The sequence below is a fragment of the Paenibacillus sp. DCT19 genome, from assembly GCF_003268635.1.
GTDB lineage: Bacteria > Bacillota > Bacilli > Paenibacillales > Paenibacillaceae > Paenibacillus.
The window spans coordinates 6,287,643-6,303,865 of sequence record NZ_CP029639.1 but is presented as its reverse complement, the minus strand read 5'-3'; the positions used below and the strand labels follow the sequence as shown (position 1 = coordinate 6,303,865).

Annotated in this window: 16 protein-coding genes and 1 pseudogene; 16 read left to right on the top strand and 1 reads right to left on the bottom strand. The window is 46.9% G+C overall.

Going from position 1 to position 16,223, the window contains the following annotated elements:
- The first annotated feature begins 20 nt into the window (after window positions 1–20).
- From DMB88_RS28530 to DMB88_RS28490, 10 genes and pseudogenes are all read left to right on the top strand, one after another.
- Window positions 21–305: a hypothetical protein gene (locus DMB88_RS28530; RefSeq protein WP_128103994.1), complete on the top strand. Its 285-nt coding sequence runs from the start codon at window positions 21–23 to the stop codon at window positions 303–305.
- Window positions 306–502: 197 nt separating this feature from the next.
- The gene (locus tag DMB88_RS30390; protein ID WP_164848812.1) at window positions 503–664 is read left to right on the top strand and encodes a hypothetical protein; all 162 of its coding nucleotides are present in this window, start codon (window positions 503–505) and stop codon (window positions 662–664) included.
- A gap of 96 nt (window positions 665–760) precedes the next feature.
- Window positions 761–2,815 (top strand): ABC-F family ATP-binding cassette domain-containing protein, encoded by a 2,055-nt coding sequence (locus tag DMB88_RS28525; RefSeq protein WP_128103993.1) that lies wholly within the window; start codon window positions 761–763, stop codon window positions 2,813–2,815.
- Window positions 2,816–3,438: 623 nt separating this feature from the next.
- A complete protein-coding gene (locus DMB88_RS30510) occupies window positions 3,439–3,918 on the top strand; it encodes a hypothetical protein (RefSeq protein ID WP_254438383.1) in 480 nt (159 codons plus the stop codon).
- Complete coding sequence (locus DMB88_RS28515) at window positions 3,918–4,211, top strand: hypothetical protein (RefSeq protein WP_128104651.1); 294 nt, start codon at window positions 3,918–3,920, stop codon at window positions 4,209–4,211. Before DMB88_RS30510 ends, DMB88_RS28515 begins: the two co-directional genes overlap by 1 nt.
- Window positions 4,212–4,215: 4 nt before the next feature.
- A complete protein-coding gene (locus DMB88_RS28510; protein WP_128103992.1) occupies window positions 4,216–5,628 on the top strand; it encodes a glutathionylspermidine synthase family protein in 1,413 nt (470 codons plus the stop codon).
- Window positions 5,616–6,020 carry a DUF350 domain-containing protein gene (locus DMB88_RS28505; RefSeq protein ID WP_128103991.1) on the top strand — a complete coding sequence of 135 codons (405 nt, stop codon included), beginning with the start codon at window positions 5,616–5,618 and terminating at the stop codon, window positions 6,018–6,020. The genes DMB88_RS28510 and DMB88_RS28505 overlap by 13 nt, the downstream gene beginning before the upstream one ends.
- 63 nt (window positions 6,021–6,083) lie before the next feature.
- A pseudogene (locus DMB88_RS28500) lies at window positions 6,084–7,030 on the top strand (nucleoside hydrolase).
- Window positions 7,031–7,201: 171 nt separating this feature from the next.
- On the top strand, window positions 7,202–7,528 hold the full coding sequence (locus DMB88_RS28495; protein ID WP_128103990.1) for a PadR family transcriptional regulator: 327 nt from the start codon (window positions 7,202–7,204) through the stop codon (window positions 7,526–7,528).
- A gap of 6 nt (window positions 7,529–7,534) precedes the next feature.
- The gene (locus tag DMB88_RS28490) at window positions 7,535–8,512 is read left to right on the top strand and encodes a permease prefix domain 1-containing protein (protein ID WP_128103989.1); all 978 of its coding nucleotides are present in this window, start codon (window positions 7,535–7,537) and stop codon (window positions 8,510–8,512) included.
- A 275-nt stretch (window positions 8,513–8,787) separates the two neighbouring features.
- Here the strand turns inward: DMB88_RS28490 and DMB88_RS28485 are convergent, their stop codons facing one another.
- Window positions 8,788–9,276, bottom strand: coding sequence for a heme-degrading domain-containing protein (locus DMB88_RS28485; protein WP_128103988.1), 489 nt, complete (start codon window positions 9,274–9,276; stop codon window positions 8,788–8,790).
- 460 nt (window positions 9,277–9,736) lie between these two features.
- On the opposite strand from DMB88_RS28485, the gene lspA reads away from it, so the two are divergent.
- The 6 genes from lspA (at window position 9,737) to DMB88_RS28455 (ending at window position 16,223) form a co-directional block, all read left to right on the top strand.
- A complete protein-coding gene (lspA, locus tag DMB88_RS28480) occupies window positions 9,737–10,219 on the top strand; it encodes a signal peptidase II (protein WP_128103987.1) in 483 nt (160 codons plus the stop codon).
- Between the two features lie 283 nt (window positions 10,220–10,502).
- Complete coding sequence (locus tag DMB88_RS28475; RefSeq protein WP_128103986.1) at window positions 10,503–11,741, top strand: ABC transporter substrate-binding protein; 1,239 nt, start codon at window positions 10,503–10,505, stop codon at window positions 11,739–11,741.
- Between the two features lie 24 nt (window positions 11,742–11,765).
- Window positions 11,766–12,632, top strand: coding sequence for a carbohydrate ABC transporter permease (locus DMB88_RS28470; RefSeq protein ID WP_128103985.1), 867 nt, complete (start codon window positions 11,766–11,768; stop codon window positions 12,630–12,632).
- Window positions 12,632–13,459, top strand: coding sequence for a carbohydrate ABC transporter permease (locus DMB88_RS28465; protein ID WP_128103984.1), 828 nt, complete (start codon window positions 12,632–12,634; stop codon window positions 13,457–13,459). Before DMB88_RS28470 ends, DMB88_RS28465 begins: the two co-directional genes overlap by 1 nt.
- Window positions 13,460–13,706: 247 nt before the next feature.
- Entirely contained in the window at window positions 13,707–15,116 is a 1,410-nt protein-coding gene (locus tag DMB88_RS28460; RefSeq protein WP_128103983.1) for an MATE family efflux transporter, read from the top strand.
- Between the two features lie 228 nt (window positions 15,117–15,344).
- Window positions 15,345–16,223, top strand: a complete 879-nt coding sequence (locus DMB88_RS28455; protein ID WP_128104650.1) for a helix-turn-helix transcriptional regulator — start codon at window positions 15,345–15,347, stop codon at window positions 16,221–16,223.

The window sequence follows — 16,223 nt, the reverse complement described above, 5'->3', positions numbered from 1 at the left end:
GTCATTAGAAGGAGGGCTTTATGGACATAGTCATCTTGTGGACACTCGGTATGTGGGTGGTGCAGCTGCTGATTGAATGGTTTGTTTACCTGGCGCAGAAGCGCCAAATGACGTGGATTCAGACAATCTTGCCTTGTGTGACTCTGCTCGGTGGCGCCATTATCATCATGATTAGCATCGACATCGGTGGATGGAACGGGATTGGTTATGCGCTGCTTGGGGCAGCACTGGGGACATCCGGACTGTTGACGCTGATTACGGTGGCAATTACAGCTCTGGTGCTTCGACGCCGGGGAGGACATTGATCTGGATTCATGGGTTACTGTGACACAGCTGCAGGAATGAGAGTTATGGTTCTGCCTTATACACGCAGTGAAAATCTGGGGCTTTCGTGAACGTTATCGTATGGATCAGGAGACAACATAAGGGCAAAAGCCTGGTTGCAGAGATAATGCTGTCTGTGATATATTGACATTAATTATGAAAAGGGAGGTGAAGACAGGTGAATCACCAGATGCTTAACAACCGTATTAGCCAGCTACCGATTGCTATGGCTGGCATTGTTCATACTTTTTCCAACAACGGGAGAAGTCTGTCCAATTTTGAATATACGGAAGTTAACATTTGCGAGAAGATGCCTGCCTTGACCTCATTCGGACGATAAGCGTAATTGCTTGATTCGGAAGAGCCGCGGAGCTAACCTCTGCGGCTCTTTTTGTGTTGCGGTCAGGATCTTCCAATCCATAGGAGGAACCTTATTATGATGATGATTAGCGCGCAACAACTGACACAATACCACGGAGCAAACCTGGTGCTGGACGGCATTACTTTTGAAATAATGGAAGGCGACAAGGTCGCTCTGATCGGCCGCAACGGCAGCGGCAAAACAACACTCATGCGCTTGATGGCTAGGTCAAACCAGCCGGATGAAGGGCAACTCATGATTAAGAAAGATACTCGGATCGGATACGTAGCTCAAGTCCCGGAAGGCATGGATGACTATACAGTGCTAGATGTACTGAGTCTTGGGTTCAGGGAGCTCATGGAATGTCGCACACGCATGAAGGAACTGGAGCAGCAGATGTCCGATCCTGCATGTGCAGCAGATCCTGATCAACTAGATCGTCTGTTGAAACGATATGCTGCGCTGCAAGAGCGGTTTGAACGTGAGGGCGGGTATGAGATGGACGCCCGAATTGATCAGGTGGCGGATGGTTTGGATCTGGCTAAGGCGCACTATGATTGGCGCTTCGGTTCGTTATCTGGTGGAGAGCAGACCCGAGTGGTGCTGGCTTCACAGTTAATTGTAAGACCGGATCTGTTGTTATTGGATGAGCCGACGAACCATCTGGATCTGGAGCGGGTGGAATGGCTGGAAGGATTCTTACGAGAATATCCGGGTACGGTAGTTCTCATCTCACATGATCGTTATTTCCTCGATCGGGTGGTCACTCGAACGCTGGAGCTGGAAGATGGCGAAGCCCAGACGTCTGCTGGAGGTTATACGGCGTATATGAAGGTGAAGGAGCAACGGCTGTTGCAGCAATTTGAGGAGTTTAAGGAGCAGCAGAAAGTCATCAAAAAAATGAAAGAAACGATCCGCCAACTGGAGGAATGGGGCAGGGTTGGTGGTAACGAGAAATTTTTCCGGCGAGCAGCTTCTATGCGCAAAGCGCTGGAACGTATGGAGCAGGTGAAGCGTCCTGTGCTGGAGCGGCGCAACGCTGACTTCGACGTCCGTCCTACAGACCGCACGGGTAAACGAGTAGCCGTTCTGGAGCACGTTGAGAAGGGGTACGGCGAACGTGCAATTCTGCGCGGCGTTTCCGGTCTATTGGAGTATGGCGACAAGATTGCTCTGATCGGACGCAATGGTTCGGGTAAGACAACGCTATTCAAGCTGTTGCTTGGTGAAGAACAACCTAATGCCGGGAAGCTGGAATGGGGCGCACGCGTTGACGTAGGGTACCTGGCTCAACAGGAGGAACCGACGAATCCGAAGTTAAACGTGCTTGAATACTTCCGGTTAGAAGCTGGGGTGGAGGAAGGAGAAGCACGAGGAATCTTAGCTCGTTATCTCTTCTATGGGGCAGACGTATTCCGTTCTGTCGGACAGTTGTCCGGTGGGGAGTGGACACGTCTCCGGTTAGCCCTGTTGGTTCAGAGCAAACCGAATGTGCTGCTCTTAGACGAACCAACGAATCATCTGGATATCGCTTCAAGAGAAGCGTTGGAGGAGTCACTCGTGGATTATGAAGGAACAGTGCTTGCAATCTCGCATGATCGGTATTTCGTGAATCGCCTGGCTTCCCGTGTCTGGGAATTGGAAAATGGACAGATGACCACTTACCTGGGAGACTACGAGGCTTACCGCGAGAAGAAGCTTGAACGGAAAGCACGGGAAGATGCTACAGCTCACCCAGCAATGGGAGCGTCCTTCCGCAGTACGGTCGCTTCGCCTGGCTCTGGGAAGAAGTCGGGTGCAGCATCTACCGTGAGCAGAGCTGCTGATATGGCTAAGGTTGGGGGCGGTAGTGATAACGCAACGACAGAAGCGGATAACATGGGTAACATCTCTAATACAGCCGCAGCCCCATCTGTCGCTGCTGCCAACCGTAGCAAGAGCAATGACAGTACACGCTCTGCGGAGAAGCTGGAGCAGGCAATGGCTCGGCTCGAGGCGCAGATTCAGGAGTTGGATCAGCAGTTAGAGGCTGCACAGGACAACCCGCCTGAACTGGAGAGCCTATGGAATGAGCGTGAGCGATTATCGGCTGAATATGATGAGCTGTTGGCTCAATGGGCTGAGATGTAGCCTGGACTGTGCGTTTAGCTTAGCTAGCTTCGACAGTTTACGTGAGACAGCTAAGTTAATGATAATTTATAGTTGCAGGAGCTAAGCTGCAGGTCAAAGGGGATATCCCATAAATCATGAAAATGACGGGGGACATCCCCTTTGGCGTTATTATCATTTAATGAATCTGACACACGCTATTCGCTCCCATATTCTCGAATCTGAGATCTAACGAATCACAGAAGCGTTACTTCGTTGATAGAGTCAATTGTTTGGGTTTTGACACGGTTTTATGAAGGAATATCCTTACTAAGGTTCGTTAAATCTGCATACGTAGATGAACTGCCTATTAAGATACGGTAGGTTCGTTAGCGCTAAGAGTGAGTGAAGAGGGGAAATTCCTTTTGAGACAATCGCAACCCTTTTTCAGCTTTGAGCCGAGCGTGTGATATCAAATCCATACGTTTCAGCATGAATTCTCTGGTTGCTTCGCTTGCAAGTGGATGGTGACAGCTAACCAGCTAACATGTTCTTTTTTACATGTCATGGTGAATTGTGTAACTTTTTCTCTTCCAATGCGTTAAATACGTTTGTGTGTATTGAAACGGCTCACATAAGAGCTTGCAGAGAGGGAGGTTATCAGGATGTATTATTCATTGACGTATCGAAGCTGGTCGGATGAAAAACAAGCAGAGATCGGAGTGCTGGAGCAAGCTTCGGTGACGCGGGATGAACTGTTCATGCGTAAGCTGGTGGATGCCACACTGGTCAAAAACAAGCTGTGGGCGCATCTGTCCAACGAGTGTCAGGATCAACGGGAGCATGCCGTTTATGTAACCGCGTATGATGCGCAGATGCCAGAGGGATATGGCAGAGAAATTGCGGATGCGGCCTTGGCCATGTGCAAAATGTCCTCTATGTACAGCCCGGAGTATATGCTGTGGAATGGACATTCCTTTGAGGAGCTAACGCTCACAGAAGCTTCTGTTTACACGATGGAGATTGCCGAACAGCTCCTGGATCATTATATGGTTCGCAATGGCAAGACGTATGAATTCCTGTATTCGGTGCTGGATGCAGATCGCAGGAAAGTGTTGTTTTTCATGAAGGAGGTGGATCTGTGATGAACGAAGAAGAGCGTAAGCATTCGGCAAAGCCTGGTTCCAAAGCGAAGCTGGTGGCATTCTCCCTGATGCTGGCTGTTCCTGCTGTATTGGCGGGATGTGGCAGCAACAATGATGAATGTGATCCGGAGTACGATACCGGATGTGAGTATGATTCGAGCAGTGGACATTATTATTATGGTGGCGGCTCCTCTTATCGGAGTAACAAGGACGGCAATAGCTCATATAGCTCATCCACATCCAAATCCAAATCAAGCGGGTTTGGCAGCTTCTTCCGCAGTTCGGGAGGATAACCCTATGAGGCAAGTGTATTCATTGCCGTTCAGTCACGATGAAGTCTTCGGTGGTGAAGCAGGACAGCATATTCCTTATCATCGCATGTATGGGAAACAATATTGTGTCCCTGCACTGACGGTCTACACTCCATCCGAAGTGCAGGAGCTTCGTACTGCAGCTGAAGCGGTGGATGCGATCTACTGCAAGGTGATGCGATTTATCCAGCGTTATATGCCAGATTCATTTTTAGAAAATCCGTTAGGCATCCACCCTGGACTTATTCCGGCAGCACGGATGGAGATGGTTACTGGCGGGATCACCCGTCAGGACTGGATCATTGGCGAAGCTGGGCTGAAGTGTATTGAAAATAATACCGACACCCCTACGGGCATACCTGAGTCCGCTTCGCTTGAAGGCATTTTGATTGGGCTGGCTGAGGATGCTGCGTGGACTTCGCCATCTGCCGAGATGGCTGCTCGGATTCGGGAATGCTTCCAGTCCTGGCTTTCCTTCTATGCAGAGCAAGGACTGCAAGGGCCGGTGACATTCACCTCCTACGGAGATCATGTGGAGGATCGAACCAATACAGCCTATCTGATGGAACGCTGTAGGGAAGCAGGATATGAGACGTATTATGCACCGCTAGAGGAATTGGAGATTATTCCAGGTGAGGCATTATACCATCAGGGCAGGGAGATTCAACTTTTGTACCGGCTCTATCCCCTGGAATATTTGATCGATGATCGAGATGAGAACACAGGTGTGGAAGTTGGAGAGGCACTGCTTGAGCTTGTACGCGAGGGGCGGCTGGGCTTGATGAATCCCGTACAGCATGTGCTGATGCAGAGCAAAGGCTTCATGGCGGCCATCTGGTCACTCTATGAACGGAACGAACAGACCCCGGAATATTGTGGGTTCACGCTCTTTAACGATGCAGAGATGGAGGTCATCTCCCGTTACCTGCTGCCGACCTATTTCTCAGCTGAACCTTTCGAGCAGAGCACAATGCCTTATGTAGCCAAGAGCTATTGGGGCCGCGAAGGCCGGGGAACGCTTTTGCTGGATGGAGATACGAATCAATTCAACCAACCCCTGGACGCGATTCAACCGCTGAACACTGTATTGGAGGCCGCAGACTTAACCGCTATTGCAACCGATGAGAACGAAGCGAGTGAAGAGGAAGAAATTGCAGCCTATTATGACAACCAGCCCAAAATCTATCAGCAGATGGTTCCGATGGAGCAGGCTGTGATTCAGACAGAGGATGGAGCGTACAGTGGATATTTGCTTACAGGCGTTTTTGTTATTGGTGGGCGTTTTGCGGGTATGCTGCCTAGGGTTGGAGAGAAGGTCACCGGAGATATGGCCTATTATTGCGCCGCTACGGTACGTGAACGGATGAACGATGAGGAGGAGAAGGAATGGAGAACTTAGGCTTGAACCTGGTGAATGTTGCGGTGGGTATAGGTATTCTGCTCGTCGTACTGGTATGTGGATATTTTGCTTTTAGCAAATTGACTCGATACAACGATAGCGAAGAAATCGCTAAAGGTAATGAAGCGGCAGGCATGTACATGGGCAGCAAATTGTTAGGATTGTGTATCATTGTGGGTATGGTGTCCTTCTCTACACATTCGTGGCTGGATATGCTCCTATGGTCGGTACTGGGTATCATTATTCTGTGCCTGGTCTATATTATATTTGATTTCCTGATTCCCAAAATGCGGGTATGTGACGAAATCGCGCGAGGCAATATGGCGGTGGCACAGCTGCTGCGTTCGGTGATCATTGGTGTTTCCATCGTCATCGGTACTTTTTTGATGTAAAATAAATCCTGACGTAAACGTTAATGTAGAACGAATCTTATACGGAAGAAGGAGCATTGCATCATGAGAAGAGTCATCATCGATACAGATACAGCAGGAGACGATACGATAGCCATCCTGACCGCATTGCATCATTTTCAGGTGGAAGGCATTACGATTACAGGTGGAAACGTGCAGTTCGACCAAGAGGTAGAAAATGCCCTGTACACGGTACAGGTCGCTGGACATGGCGGCAAGGTGCCTGTATACAAAGGGTGCGAGCGCCCACTAATGGCTTATGGGCAAGCGCAGCACCGCACGGTGGAAGACGTGCATGGTGACGACGGTATGGGTGGCGCACATTTTCCGAAGGCAGATCAGCGTCCCGAGCAGGGGCATGCGGTTGATTTTATCATTGAGAAGGTTCATGCGAACCCAGGGGGATTGAGCTTCTGGCGATTGCTCCGTTGACGAATATCGCGATGGCAATCCAGAAGGATCCCACCATTATTCCAGAGATTGCACACTTGTATATCATGGGCGGAACGAATAATGCACTCGGCAATATCACACCGGCGGCAGAATATAATTTCTACGTGGATCCGGAAGCGGCCAAAATCGTACTGCATGCAGGCATTCCAATCACTATGGTAGGCTGGGAGATGTGTACCCAGTATTCTGTCATGGATGATGACGATCATGCAGAGATTGCGGCTCTTGGCACATCCGGTGCTAATTTCTTCACGGCGATCAACAAAGTGGTCATGCAGTTCAACAAGTCAGTACATAAACTGAACGGTACTACGCATCCGGATACATTGCTGATGGCTGTAGCCGCAGATGAGTCACTTATGACGAAGTCTGGTCAGTATTATGTCGATGTGGAAGCTGCAGGAGAACTGACGCGTGGATACAGTGTGGTGGATATCAACGGACGTTTCGGTAAAGCGCCAAATGTACGTGTATGTGAGGCGATTAATCGTCCTCAGTTCAAATCCATGCTGCTGGATGTGCTCTCGGCTATTCAATAATCAGGTTATTCGCTATCAAATGAACAGCATAACCACACTCACGAATCCGTATCTGTAACAGGTACGGATTTTTATTTTGCCTATTTTCAGATCAACTACTTCACCTGTCGTAGTAAACGTGATATACTCCAATTACTACGACAGATGGAGTAACGAGGAGGAGTATCTTTTGTGATCAGCAGTGACGTGATACGCGGCTACAATGATACGCTGATTCTCTATATGCTGCTCGAAGGGGAGTCGTATGGATACGAGATTTCCAAGAACATTAGACAGCTAACAGAGGAAAAGTATGTGATGAAGGAAACGACGCTATATTCGGCCTTCACCCGATTAGAGAAGAATGGATACATTGAATCGTTCTACCAGGATGAGAGTCTGGGCAAGCGTCGTACCTATTACCGGATTACCCCATTGGGTCTGGACTACTACCGGGAAAAGTGTGAGGAATGGAAGGTTACGCAGGAGGTTGTTAATCTATTTATCAGGGAGCTGTGACTGAGCATGGAGACAATTATGGTCTATCTGGAGAACATGTTTGCAAATCTTCCGAGAACCCCCGAGGTAGAGCGTCTGAAGCAGGAGCTCTTAACCGGAATGGAAGATAAGTATCTGGAATTGAAACGAGAAGGCAAGTCGGAGAATGAGGCGATCGGGATTGTGATCTCCGAGTTCGGGAATATTGAGGAGCTTACCGCTGAACTTGGAATAGAGCCAGCCCGGATGGAGGAATCAGTACCTGTATTGACTGAGGAACAGGCCTATGCATACACTGACGCGAAGAGAAGTGCAGGCTTATGGACAGGGCTTGGGGTTTTGCTCTGTGCATTCGGCGTAGGTTTTCTGATCTTCATGAGCACATTAGCTGAGAATTATGGTATGTCAGCAGCGCAGAGTTCCATCGATACAGGCACTGTAATAGGTCTGATTGGCATGTTTCTGCTCGTTGCCATTGCTGTCGGCATGTTCATTCATAGTGGTATGAAGCTTGAACGGTTCAGTTACTTGGAGGAAGGTTTTCAACTGCCATATTCACTTAAGCAGAACCTTCAGCGTAACCAGGCAAACTTCGCGCTGACCTACCGAGTAGCACTTATAACGGGCGTCAGTTTGTGTATTCTGGCTCCGGCTCTTATATTCGCAGCGGCGTATCTGAACGATAACTATGCTCCTTATGGTGTAACTGCATTTATGGTGATGGCGGGAGTGGGCGTATTTTTGTTTGTGTATTATGGTAATATTCAAGGGGCTTACACCACATTGATGGAGGATCACTATTTAACAGCAGAGAAGAAGGAAGAAGTGCGTGCTGTGAAGGCCGTGGAGGCTGTAATATGGCCGCTGGCGATAGCTATCTTTCTATTCACAGGATTTGTAATGCATCGTTGGGACATCAATTGGGTGGTATTTCCGATTGCAGGTATATTGTCCGGTAGTTTCGGCAATCTATACCACATCATGAAGGATCGTAACCCGTCTTAATGCGTTAGCCTGAGTCTCAGCTTTCATCCTGACGATCTCAAAGTATTTATAAGCATCGAAGCGTGTTTAAAAAAATAAAATGCTCCCATCATAAATAGAGGTAGATGTTTCGAATTCTACTTCTTACGATGATGGGAGTTTTTGTTTTGTATTTTATCTATATCAATTGAACGAAACATTTACACGAGAACAGAGAGGACAGAAATAACATGGAGAAGCGAAGCGGTCGGAAAGTTATTCTGTCATCGAAGTGTCAAGTGTAACTATTCTTTAGTTCAATTGATATAGCCTTGCTGTAACAAAAATGAACGAATGCCAGCGGTGACCAGATCATGGTCTTCCTCGTCGGGCAAGCCTGAAACGGTGATGGTGCCCACTTGCCCCTCATTTTCAAGGATTAGGGGGAAAGCACCTCCAGCCAGTACATAGTCTGCGTCAGGCAGGTCATAATTTTGCTCAAGGGATTGATTCTCGTTTCTCAGTCGCAGGGCGGTGTGCCAAGAGCTGGAGGAGAAGTGGTTCACCACATTATTTTTACGTCTAATCCAGTTTTCATTGTCGGGATGTGTACCCTCCATCGCATGCAAGAACAGACGATGTCCCTTCAATGTGATGTCGATGGTTACGGCTTGTGAACGGCGTTTGGCTTCTGCGACGAGATGTAGGCCTAGCTGAAGTGCTGTTTCTGAATGAAATGTGTGGAAGATCAGCTGCTTTTCTTCCTGTTGCATTCCCTTTAACTTCTCTGTCAGTGATAGATTCAAATTCGGGCAGCTCCTCTTCAATATGATTGTTGTCTACATTCGACATGGCTTGGGCGGGTACCTGCTGGATGCAGATGGACGAGACGGGCATATCAGAGGTGGTGAACTGTGTTGCGCATCAGGGGAGTCATTTGGAGACCAAGTACCCGCTGTGGTAAAGTAAGGGGAACATAATAGACAAAATTTTTAATATTAGAGGTTGTTCAAAAAGTCCGCTTTTGATTACGAAGGATGCCATGAGGCATCTCAGCGTCGAATATGGGATTCAGCCGAAATGTCCGTTGCTCACGTAGTTTTGCCTACGCTCCGCTACTCCATTTCTATCTTTATCCCATCTTCTTGGTACTGAAAACCGACCTTTTTGAACACGCACTATTAGAAATCATTTTAATAATCCTATTATTAATTCTAAAGTAGTTATCGCTCAGAATTGCACGGTTAGACAGGAGGAGAAGGCACGATGCTGTTTTATTTTGTGGCACTGCTGGTGACCTTGGTGGATCAGGGAACCAAGATTGCAGTGAGGATGTATATGGAAGTTGGAGATGTAATGAGACTCGGCGACTCAGGCATGCAGCTCCAACATTACGAGAACACGGGTATGGCCGGCAGTCTGTTTCAGGGAAATGCGCGACTATTTGGCGTGATTGCTGTCCTCTTCATCGCAGGCATTCTATATTACCGCCGAAAAGGGGAGATACGTGGTTTCTGGATGCAGGCTGGCGCTGGTTTCATGGTAGGTGGAGCCCTCGGTAATGCGCTGGATCGATTCATTTACGCCCGGGTAACGGATTTCCTAGTGTTCCCTTCTGGACGCGGCATTTTGAATCTCGCAGATGTTGCGATCAACATTGGTGTAGTGATGATTATTATTGGCATGTTAATCCGTGCATTTCAGAGCTACCGCGCTAAACGTTTACGCAATGCTTTGCCCAAAAATTGAACATCCGTATATATAGAATGACAGCAGGCTGTTATAGGCCGTAAAGCTACTAAATGAGAGACATTGGATGAATTCCGATGTCTCTTTTTTGGTTCTTTTCCATCCCTTGAGCAGAATAGATCGTTTGATTCATTTTAGCCGAAATCGTTTTAGAAATAAGAAAGGGCGTTTATTGTCGATTGATGTAAGTGCAGATATACATAGAGAATATGGAAGAATTACAAATGGTTCCTCTATGTACTCTATGGGTATGTATTTACATATTAAGCAAAGGAGGTACAACATGAGAACATCGATTACTAAGGCTCTCGGGGCGTTATTGCTGTGTGGAATGATGGCTGTACTTCTATCTTCCTGTACAGGCAGAGATAGCGCGAATGGCAAAGTGCAGATTGAGTTTTTCCAGAACAAGCCTGAGGCAAAAGCAACTTTTGACGAATTGATCCAAACCTTCAACGCAGCGCATGCTGATATTCAGGTCACTCAGGTCAACCCTCCAGATGCCGAGACGGTTCTGAAGACCAGGGTCGTCAAGAATGACATACCCGATATTATGGCAATGGGTGCGACGGATACCTATTCCACACTGGCTCAAAGTGATATTTTTACCGATCTGACAGATAGCTCTCTACTCAAGACGATTGACCCCAATTACATACAGATGCTAAAGGATGTTACGGGAATGGATGAAGTGACAGGTATTCCATACGCAACAAATGCAAACGGCATCATGTACAACAAAACGTTGTTTAACGAAATGGGCCTGGACGTGCCTAAGACATGGGATGAGCTCATCGCTACCGCCCAACAAATTAAGGATGCAGGCAAAATTCCCTTTTACTTCACTTATAAGGATGACTGGCAGACAAGCTTGCCCTTTAATGCGCTAGGCTCGAATCTCGCAGGCATTGACTTTTACCAGCAACGCCGGGATAACCAAGTCACTTTCAAGGAGAAGTATCGTGAGGTCGCTGAGAAACAGCTTGAACTGATGAAGTATGGTCATAGTGATAACTTCGGTAAAGCGTATTCGGATGGTAACCGGGCGTTTGCTAATGGCGAAGCCTTCATGTATATCCAAGGCACGTGGGCTATTCCAGAGATTCGTAAGGCGAATCCGGATGTGAAGATTGGCTTCTTCCCGTTTCCAACCGGTAATGACGCAAGCCAGATCAAGCTTGTAAACGGTATCGATTCATTGTTTACCATTGCAGCGGATACTCCGAATCGAGAACAGGCTGAGGAGTTCATTGCCTTTTTGCTGGAGCCTGACAATATTGGGAGATACATTGATGAACAGACGTTGTTCTCTGCGGTAGAGGGCGTCAAGCAGGATGATCCTGCGGTGCAGGAGTTAATGCCGTATATTGAGCAGGGCAAGGTCATCGACTTCGCCGATCACTATATTCCAGCGGCTGTGCAGCTGAATTCTATCGTGCAGTCCTTTTTGCAAAATCAAAATATCGACAACTATTTAGATACACTCGACAAAGAATGGGATAAGGTAGCGAACCGGCGTTAACCCTTGTCCGAAGGAGGATGGCATATGAACAAGCGCATGGCACCTTATTACTGGATGACCGTGCCGGCAGTCGTATTGTTCTTCGTATTTATGACGCTGCCGGCGATCCAAGGGATCTATTATTCATTCACGAACTACAATGGATTCGGTAAACAATATGATTTTGTCGGATTCAAGAACTACTTCAATCTATTTCGAGATGATAATGTGGGCAATGCCTACTGGTTTACCTTCAAATTCGCGATCGTAGTCACGATCTTAACGAATATCCTTAGCCTGCTCATTGCACTTGGGCTCAATGCCAAGATCAAGTTCCGTAACTTTTTCCGCGGCATCTATTTCTTGCCCAATATTCTAAGTGTATTGATTGTGGGTTACATATTTAACTATCTCTTCTCCAACGTATTTCCGATCTGGGGACAGAACCTCGGCATCAACGCATTATCAACGAATATTCTGGGTAGCGAAAGCTTAGCGTGGATCGGGATTGTCATTGTGGCGGTGTGGCAGTCGGTGGCGCTCAACACCATACTGTATTTGGCAGGTTTGCAAACGATATCACCGACACTCTACGAGGCTTCGAACATTGACGGTGCGGGCAAATGGCGTGAGTTCTGGAGCATCACCTTCCCGCTTATTGCGCCATTCTTTACAATTAATATGGTGCTCGCGATGAAGAACTCGCTCATGGTCTTTGACCAAATCGTAGCTTTAACCAACGGCGGCCCTGGGCGGGCAACGCAGTCGATCTCCCATCTGATCTACACAGGAGGATTCGAAGGCGGCGAATATGCATATCAGTCTGCGAACTCGGTTATTTACTTCATCGTTATTGCGGTGATTTCCATTCTACAAATCCGGTTCCTGCAAAGAAGGGAGATGGATCTGTAATGAGAAGCCGTCTAGGTACGAACTGGCTCGTGATGTTACTTGTTGTGCTAGGCACACTGTTTATTTTGTTCCCATTGTATATGACCGTTACGATTGCTCTGAAAAATCCAGAGCAGATGGCACAGTCGGTATTCGCCATTCCGACGACGCTCCATTGGGAGAACTTTGCGAGTGCGATTGAAATGACGAACTTCTTCCAATCGTTCCGCAACAGCGCCATGGTGACCGCATCAACGGTTGTGCTCACACTTCTGAGCAACTCGATGGTCGCTTATGCGATATCACGTAATATGGAGAAACGGAAATTTTTCAAAGGATTATATTATTACTTCGTCAGTGCAATGTTCATTCCGTTTCCCATCATCATGTTGCCGATTGTTAAACTGACGTCATCGCTTGAGATGACTAACCTACTTGGTCTTACCTTGTTGCATACGGTCTATGGGCTTGCCTTTAACGTATTTGTGTACGTTGGGTACATCCGATCGATTCCCGTAACGCTGGAGGAGGCCGCATATGTGGATGGTGCGACGACTTGGGGCACGTTCTGGCGGATCATTTTCCCGCTAATGGCACCGATCAGTGCCACCGTCGGTATTCTGACATGTCTGTCGACCTACAACGACTTCTTGTTGCCACTCGTTATTATCAGTGATCCGTCGCAATATACGCTGCCACTGGTGCAATATGTGTTCCAGGGTCAGTTCAATACAGATTTCAACCTGGCGTTTGCCTCCTATCTGCTCGCATTGTTGCCGATGATTATAATCTATCTATTCGCACAAAAATGGATTATTAACGGGGTGACACAAGGTTCCATTAAATAAACAGCTCTATCTTTAAGCCTGAACCAGCCGGTTCAGGCTTTTTGTTGTATGTAAATATCATGAAAGAGCATCTTTTTCCATTCATTTTCAAAATTTTTGAAAAAAATAAAATTATTTTCGTAAAAGCGGATGCTTTTTCAGAAAGTCTATGCTACTATACCCCTTGTTTACATGTTGAAACATCAAGATTCAATGTCGGAAGTTTTCGTGCAATTAATTATTTTATGGAGATTAAAGAGGTGACATCATGAGTGCAGCCGTTACGGAAACAGGGACACAGCAACAGGGCAAATCGCTTAATCTGTTCGCATTAACCTGGCCGATTTTTCTGGAATTATTTTTGTTTATGTTAATGGGTACGGTCGATACGTTGATGATTAGTTCCGTGTCAGACAATGCAGTAGCTGGAATCGGAGCTTCGAACCAGATTATTACGATAGCGATTTTACTCTTGGAGGTTGTCGGTAACGGAGCTGCGATTGTTGTTGCTCAATATATTGGATCGAAGAAGCTGTATGAAGCAGCCAAAATTACAGGTATGGCAATTACGCTGAACCTCATCGTAGGTCTAGTGCTTAGTGGGGCGTTCCTTGTGTTCGGCGGAATGCTGCTAGAGAAAATGAACGTGCAGGGTGAGATTCTAGTCTATGCCAAAGCATACATGCACATTGTCGGAGGAGCCATCTTCCTTCAGGCGTTGATTAACTCCTTGGCTGCAATTATTCGTACGTATGGATTTACGAAAGAGACGATGTATGTCTCTGTATTTATGAATGTGCTTCACGTTGGTTTGAACTACATTCTGATCTTTGGTCACTTCGGCATGCCAGCACTTGGGGTAGAGGGTGCAGCGATCTCAACCATTGTGAGCCGTTTTGTCTGTCTGTTGATCTTCTTCTGGTTGCTCTATCGTGTGACCGAAGTGCGGGTGGAGATTAAGTTCTATCTGCAATTTACGAAAAACTATGTGTCAAAAATTCTGAAGATTGGTATTCCATCTGCAGTAGAGCAGATTATGTACCATTCCTGTCAGCTTGTCTTTTTCTTCTATGCCACGTTCCTGGGAGCAGAAGCACTGGCTTCTCGCCAATATGCGCATAATATCTCGTCTTATATCTATCTATTCAGTATGGCGATTGGTATGGGTACAGCGATTATGGTGGGACGACTGGTGGGTGCCAAGCAGCAAGAGACAGCCTACCAGCGTGTTTGGAAAAGTGTAAAATGGGCCATGATCGTGACCATCGCCGTCGATCTCGTGGTGATTGCGTTCCGTGTGCCACTTGTGGGCTTGTTCACGGATAACCCGGAAGTGATTCGTATTGCTGCGCAGGTTATCCTGCTCAGTATCGTGCTGGAAACGGGGCGCACGACCAATATCGTGATCATTAACTCGCTTCGTGCCGCAGGAGATGCGAAGTTCCCAGTGTACATGGGACTGATCTCGATGGTCTGCCTAAGCTTGCCACTAGGATACCTGTTTGTCTTCCAACTGAACATGGGTCTGGCAGGAATCTGGCTAGCGATTGCAGCCGATGAGTGGACACGAGCCTTCATTATGTACTTCCGCTGGAAGAGTCGGGCTTGGGAGAAGCATGGACTGGTGGATCACGATGAGGATGATTCAGTTGGAGCACAGCCTGTTCCAGCAGTCTAAGGTAGAAGCTAATATTATATATATTCGCCAAGATTGGATGACTGATGTCGTCCAGTTCAATAGTAGAGCCGATTATAGGGAGTCATGTTCCTATGGTCGGCTTTTTTGTTTTGATTTGCTGTTACAAAAAAATAAATGTAGCAAAAATGATCAAAACCGGTACGTCTCTTTTCCGTATAGTACAGATAAGGAAAGGGGCTGCACTTCAATTTGAATCCATACAGTGAAATGGTTCAGCAAAGTCTGTATTTTATTGAAACTCGTCTGTACGAAGATATAGGGCTTGAAGAAGTAGCTTCAGGAGCTGGATTATCGCCCTATCACTATCACCGGGTGTTTCGTAAAGAGGTAGGTATGACCGTTGTAGAATATATTCGCAACCGCCGTTTGAGTGACACTTCCACCATACTTAGATCTACCAATATAGGGATCTTGGACATTTCCCTTGGTTGTGGGTTTGAAAGCCAGGAAGCGTTCACGCGAGCATTTAAAAAGGTGTACGGACTGCCACCAGGTCGATTTCGCAAATTGTTTAACTTGAAGCTATTTAAAGCTAAATCTAGAGGAGGAGAATTAATGATGAATGATACATCAACGGTTCATGGATGGATATTAACTGGGAGTCACCCGCAAAATTATGAAATGGGCATAGATCCTACAGTGGTACATCAGGGTAAATGCTCAGGGTATCTGAAATCCATCACACCGATGGAAATGAATGAGTTCGCTACAATGATGCAACAATTCAAGGCAGATAAGTATGTAGGTAAACGGATGAAGTTTTCAGGATTCGTCATGAACGAAAAGGTAGAGCATTTCTGCAGTTTATGGATGCGGGTGGACAATAACGTTCAGGATGTTCTTCAGTTTGATAATATGCATGATCGGCCAATCACTGGCACACAGCCATGGAATCAATACCATATTGTACTCGATGTGCCAAAGGGTAGCGCAGTTATATCATTTGGGGCTATTTTATATGGGAAAGGCAAAGTGTGGGTGGATAGCTTCCGTTTCGAAGAAGTGGATCGTAATACGCCAGTTACCCACATGGAGACCGAATATGAGATGATGGATGAACCGATGAATCTGTCATTCGAAGAATAG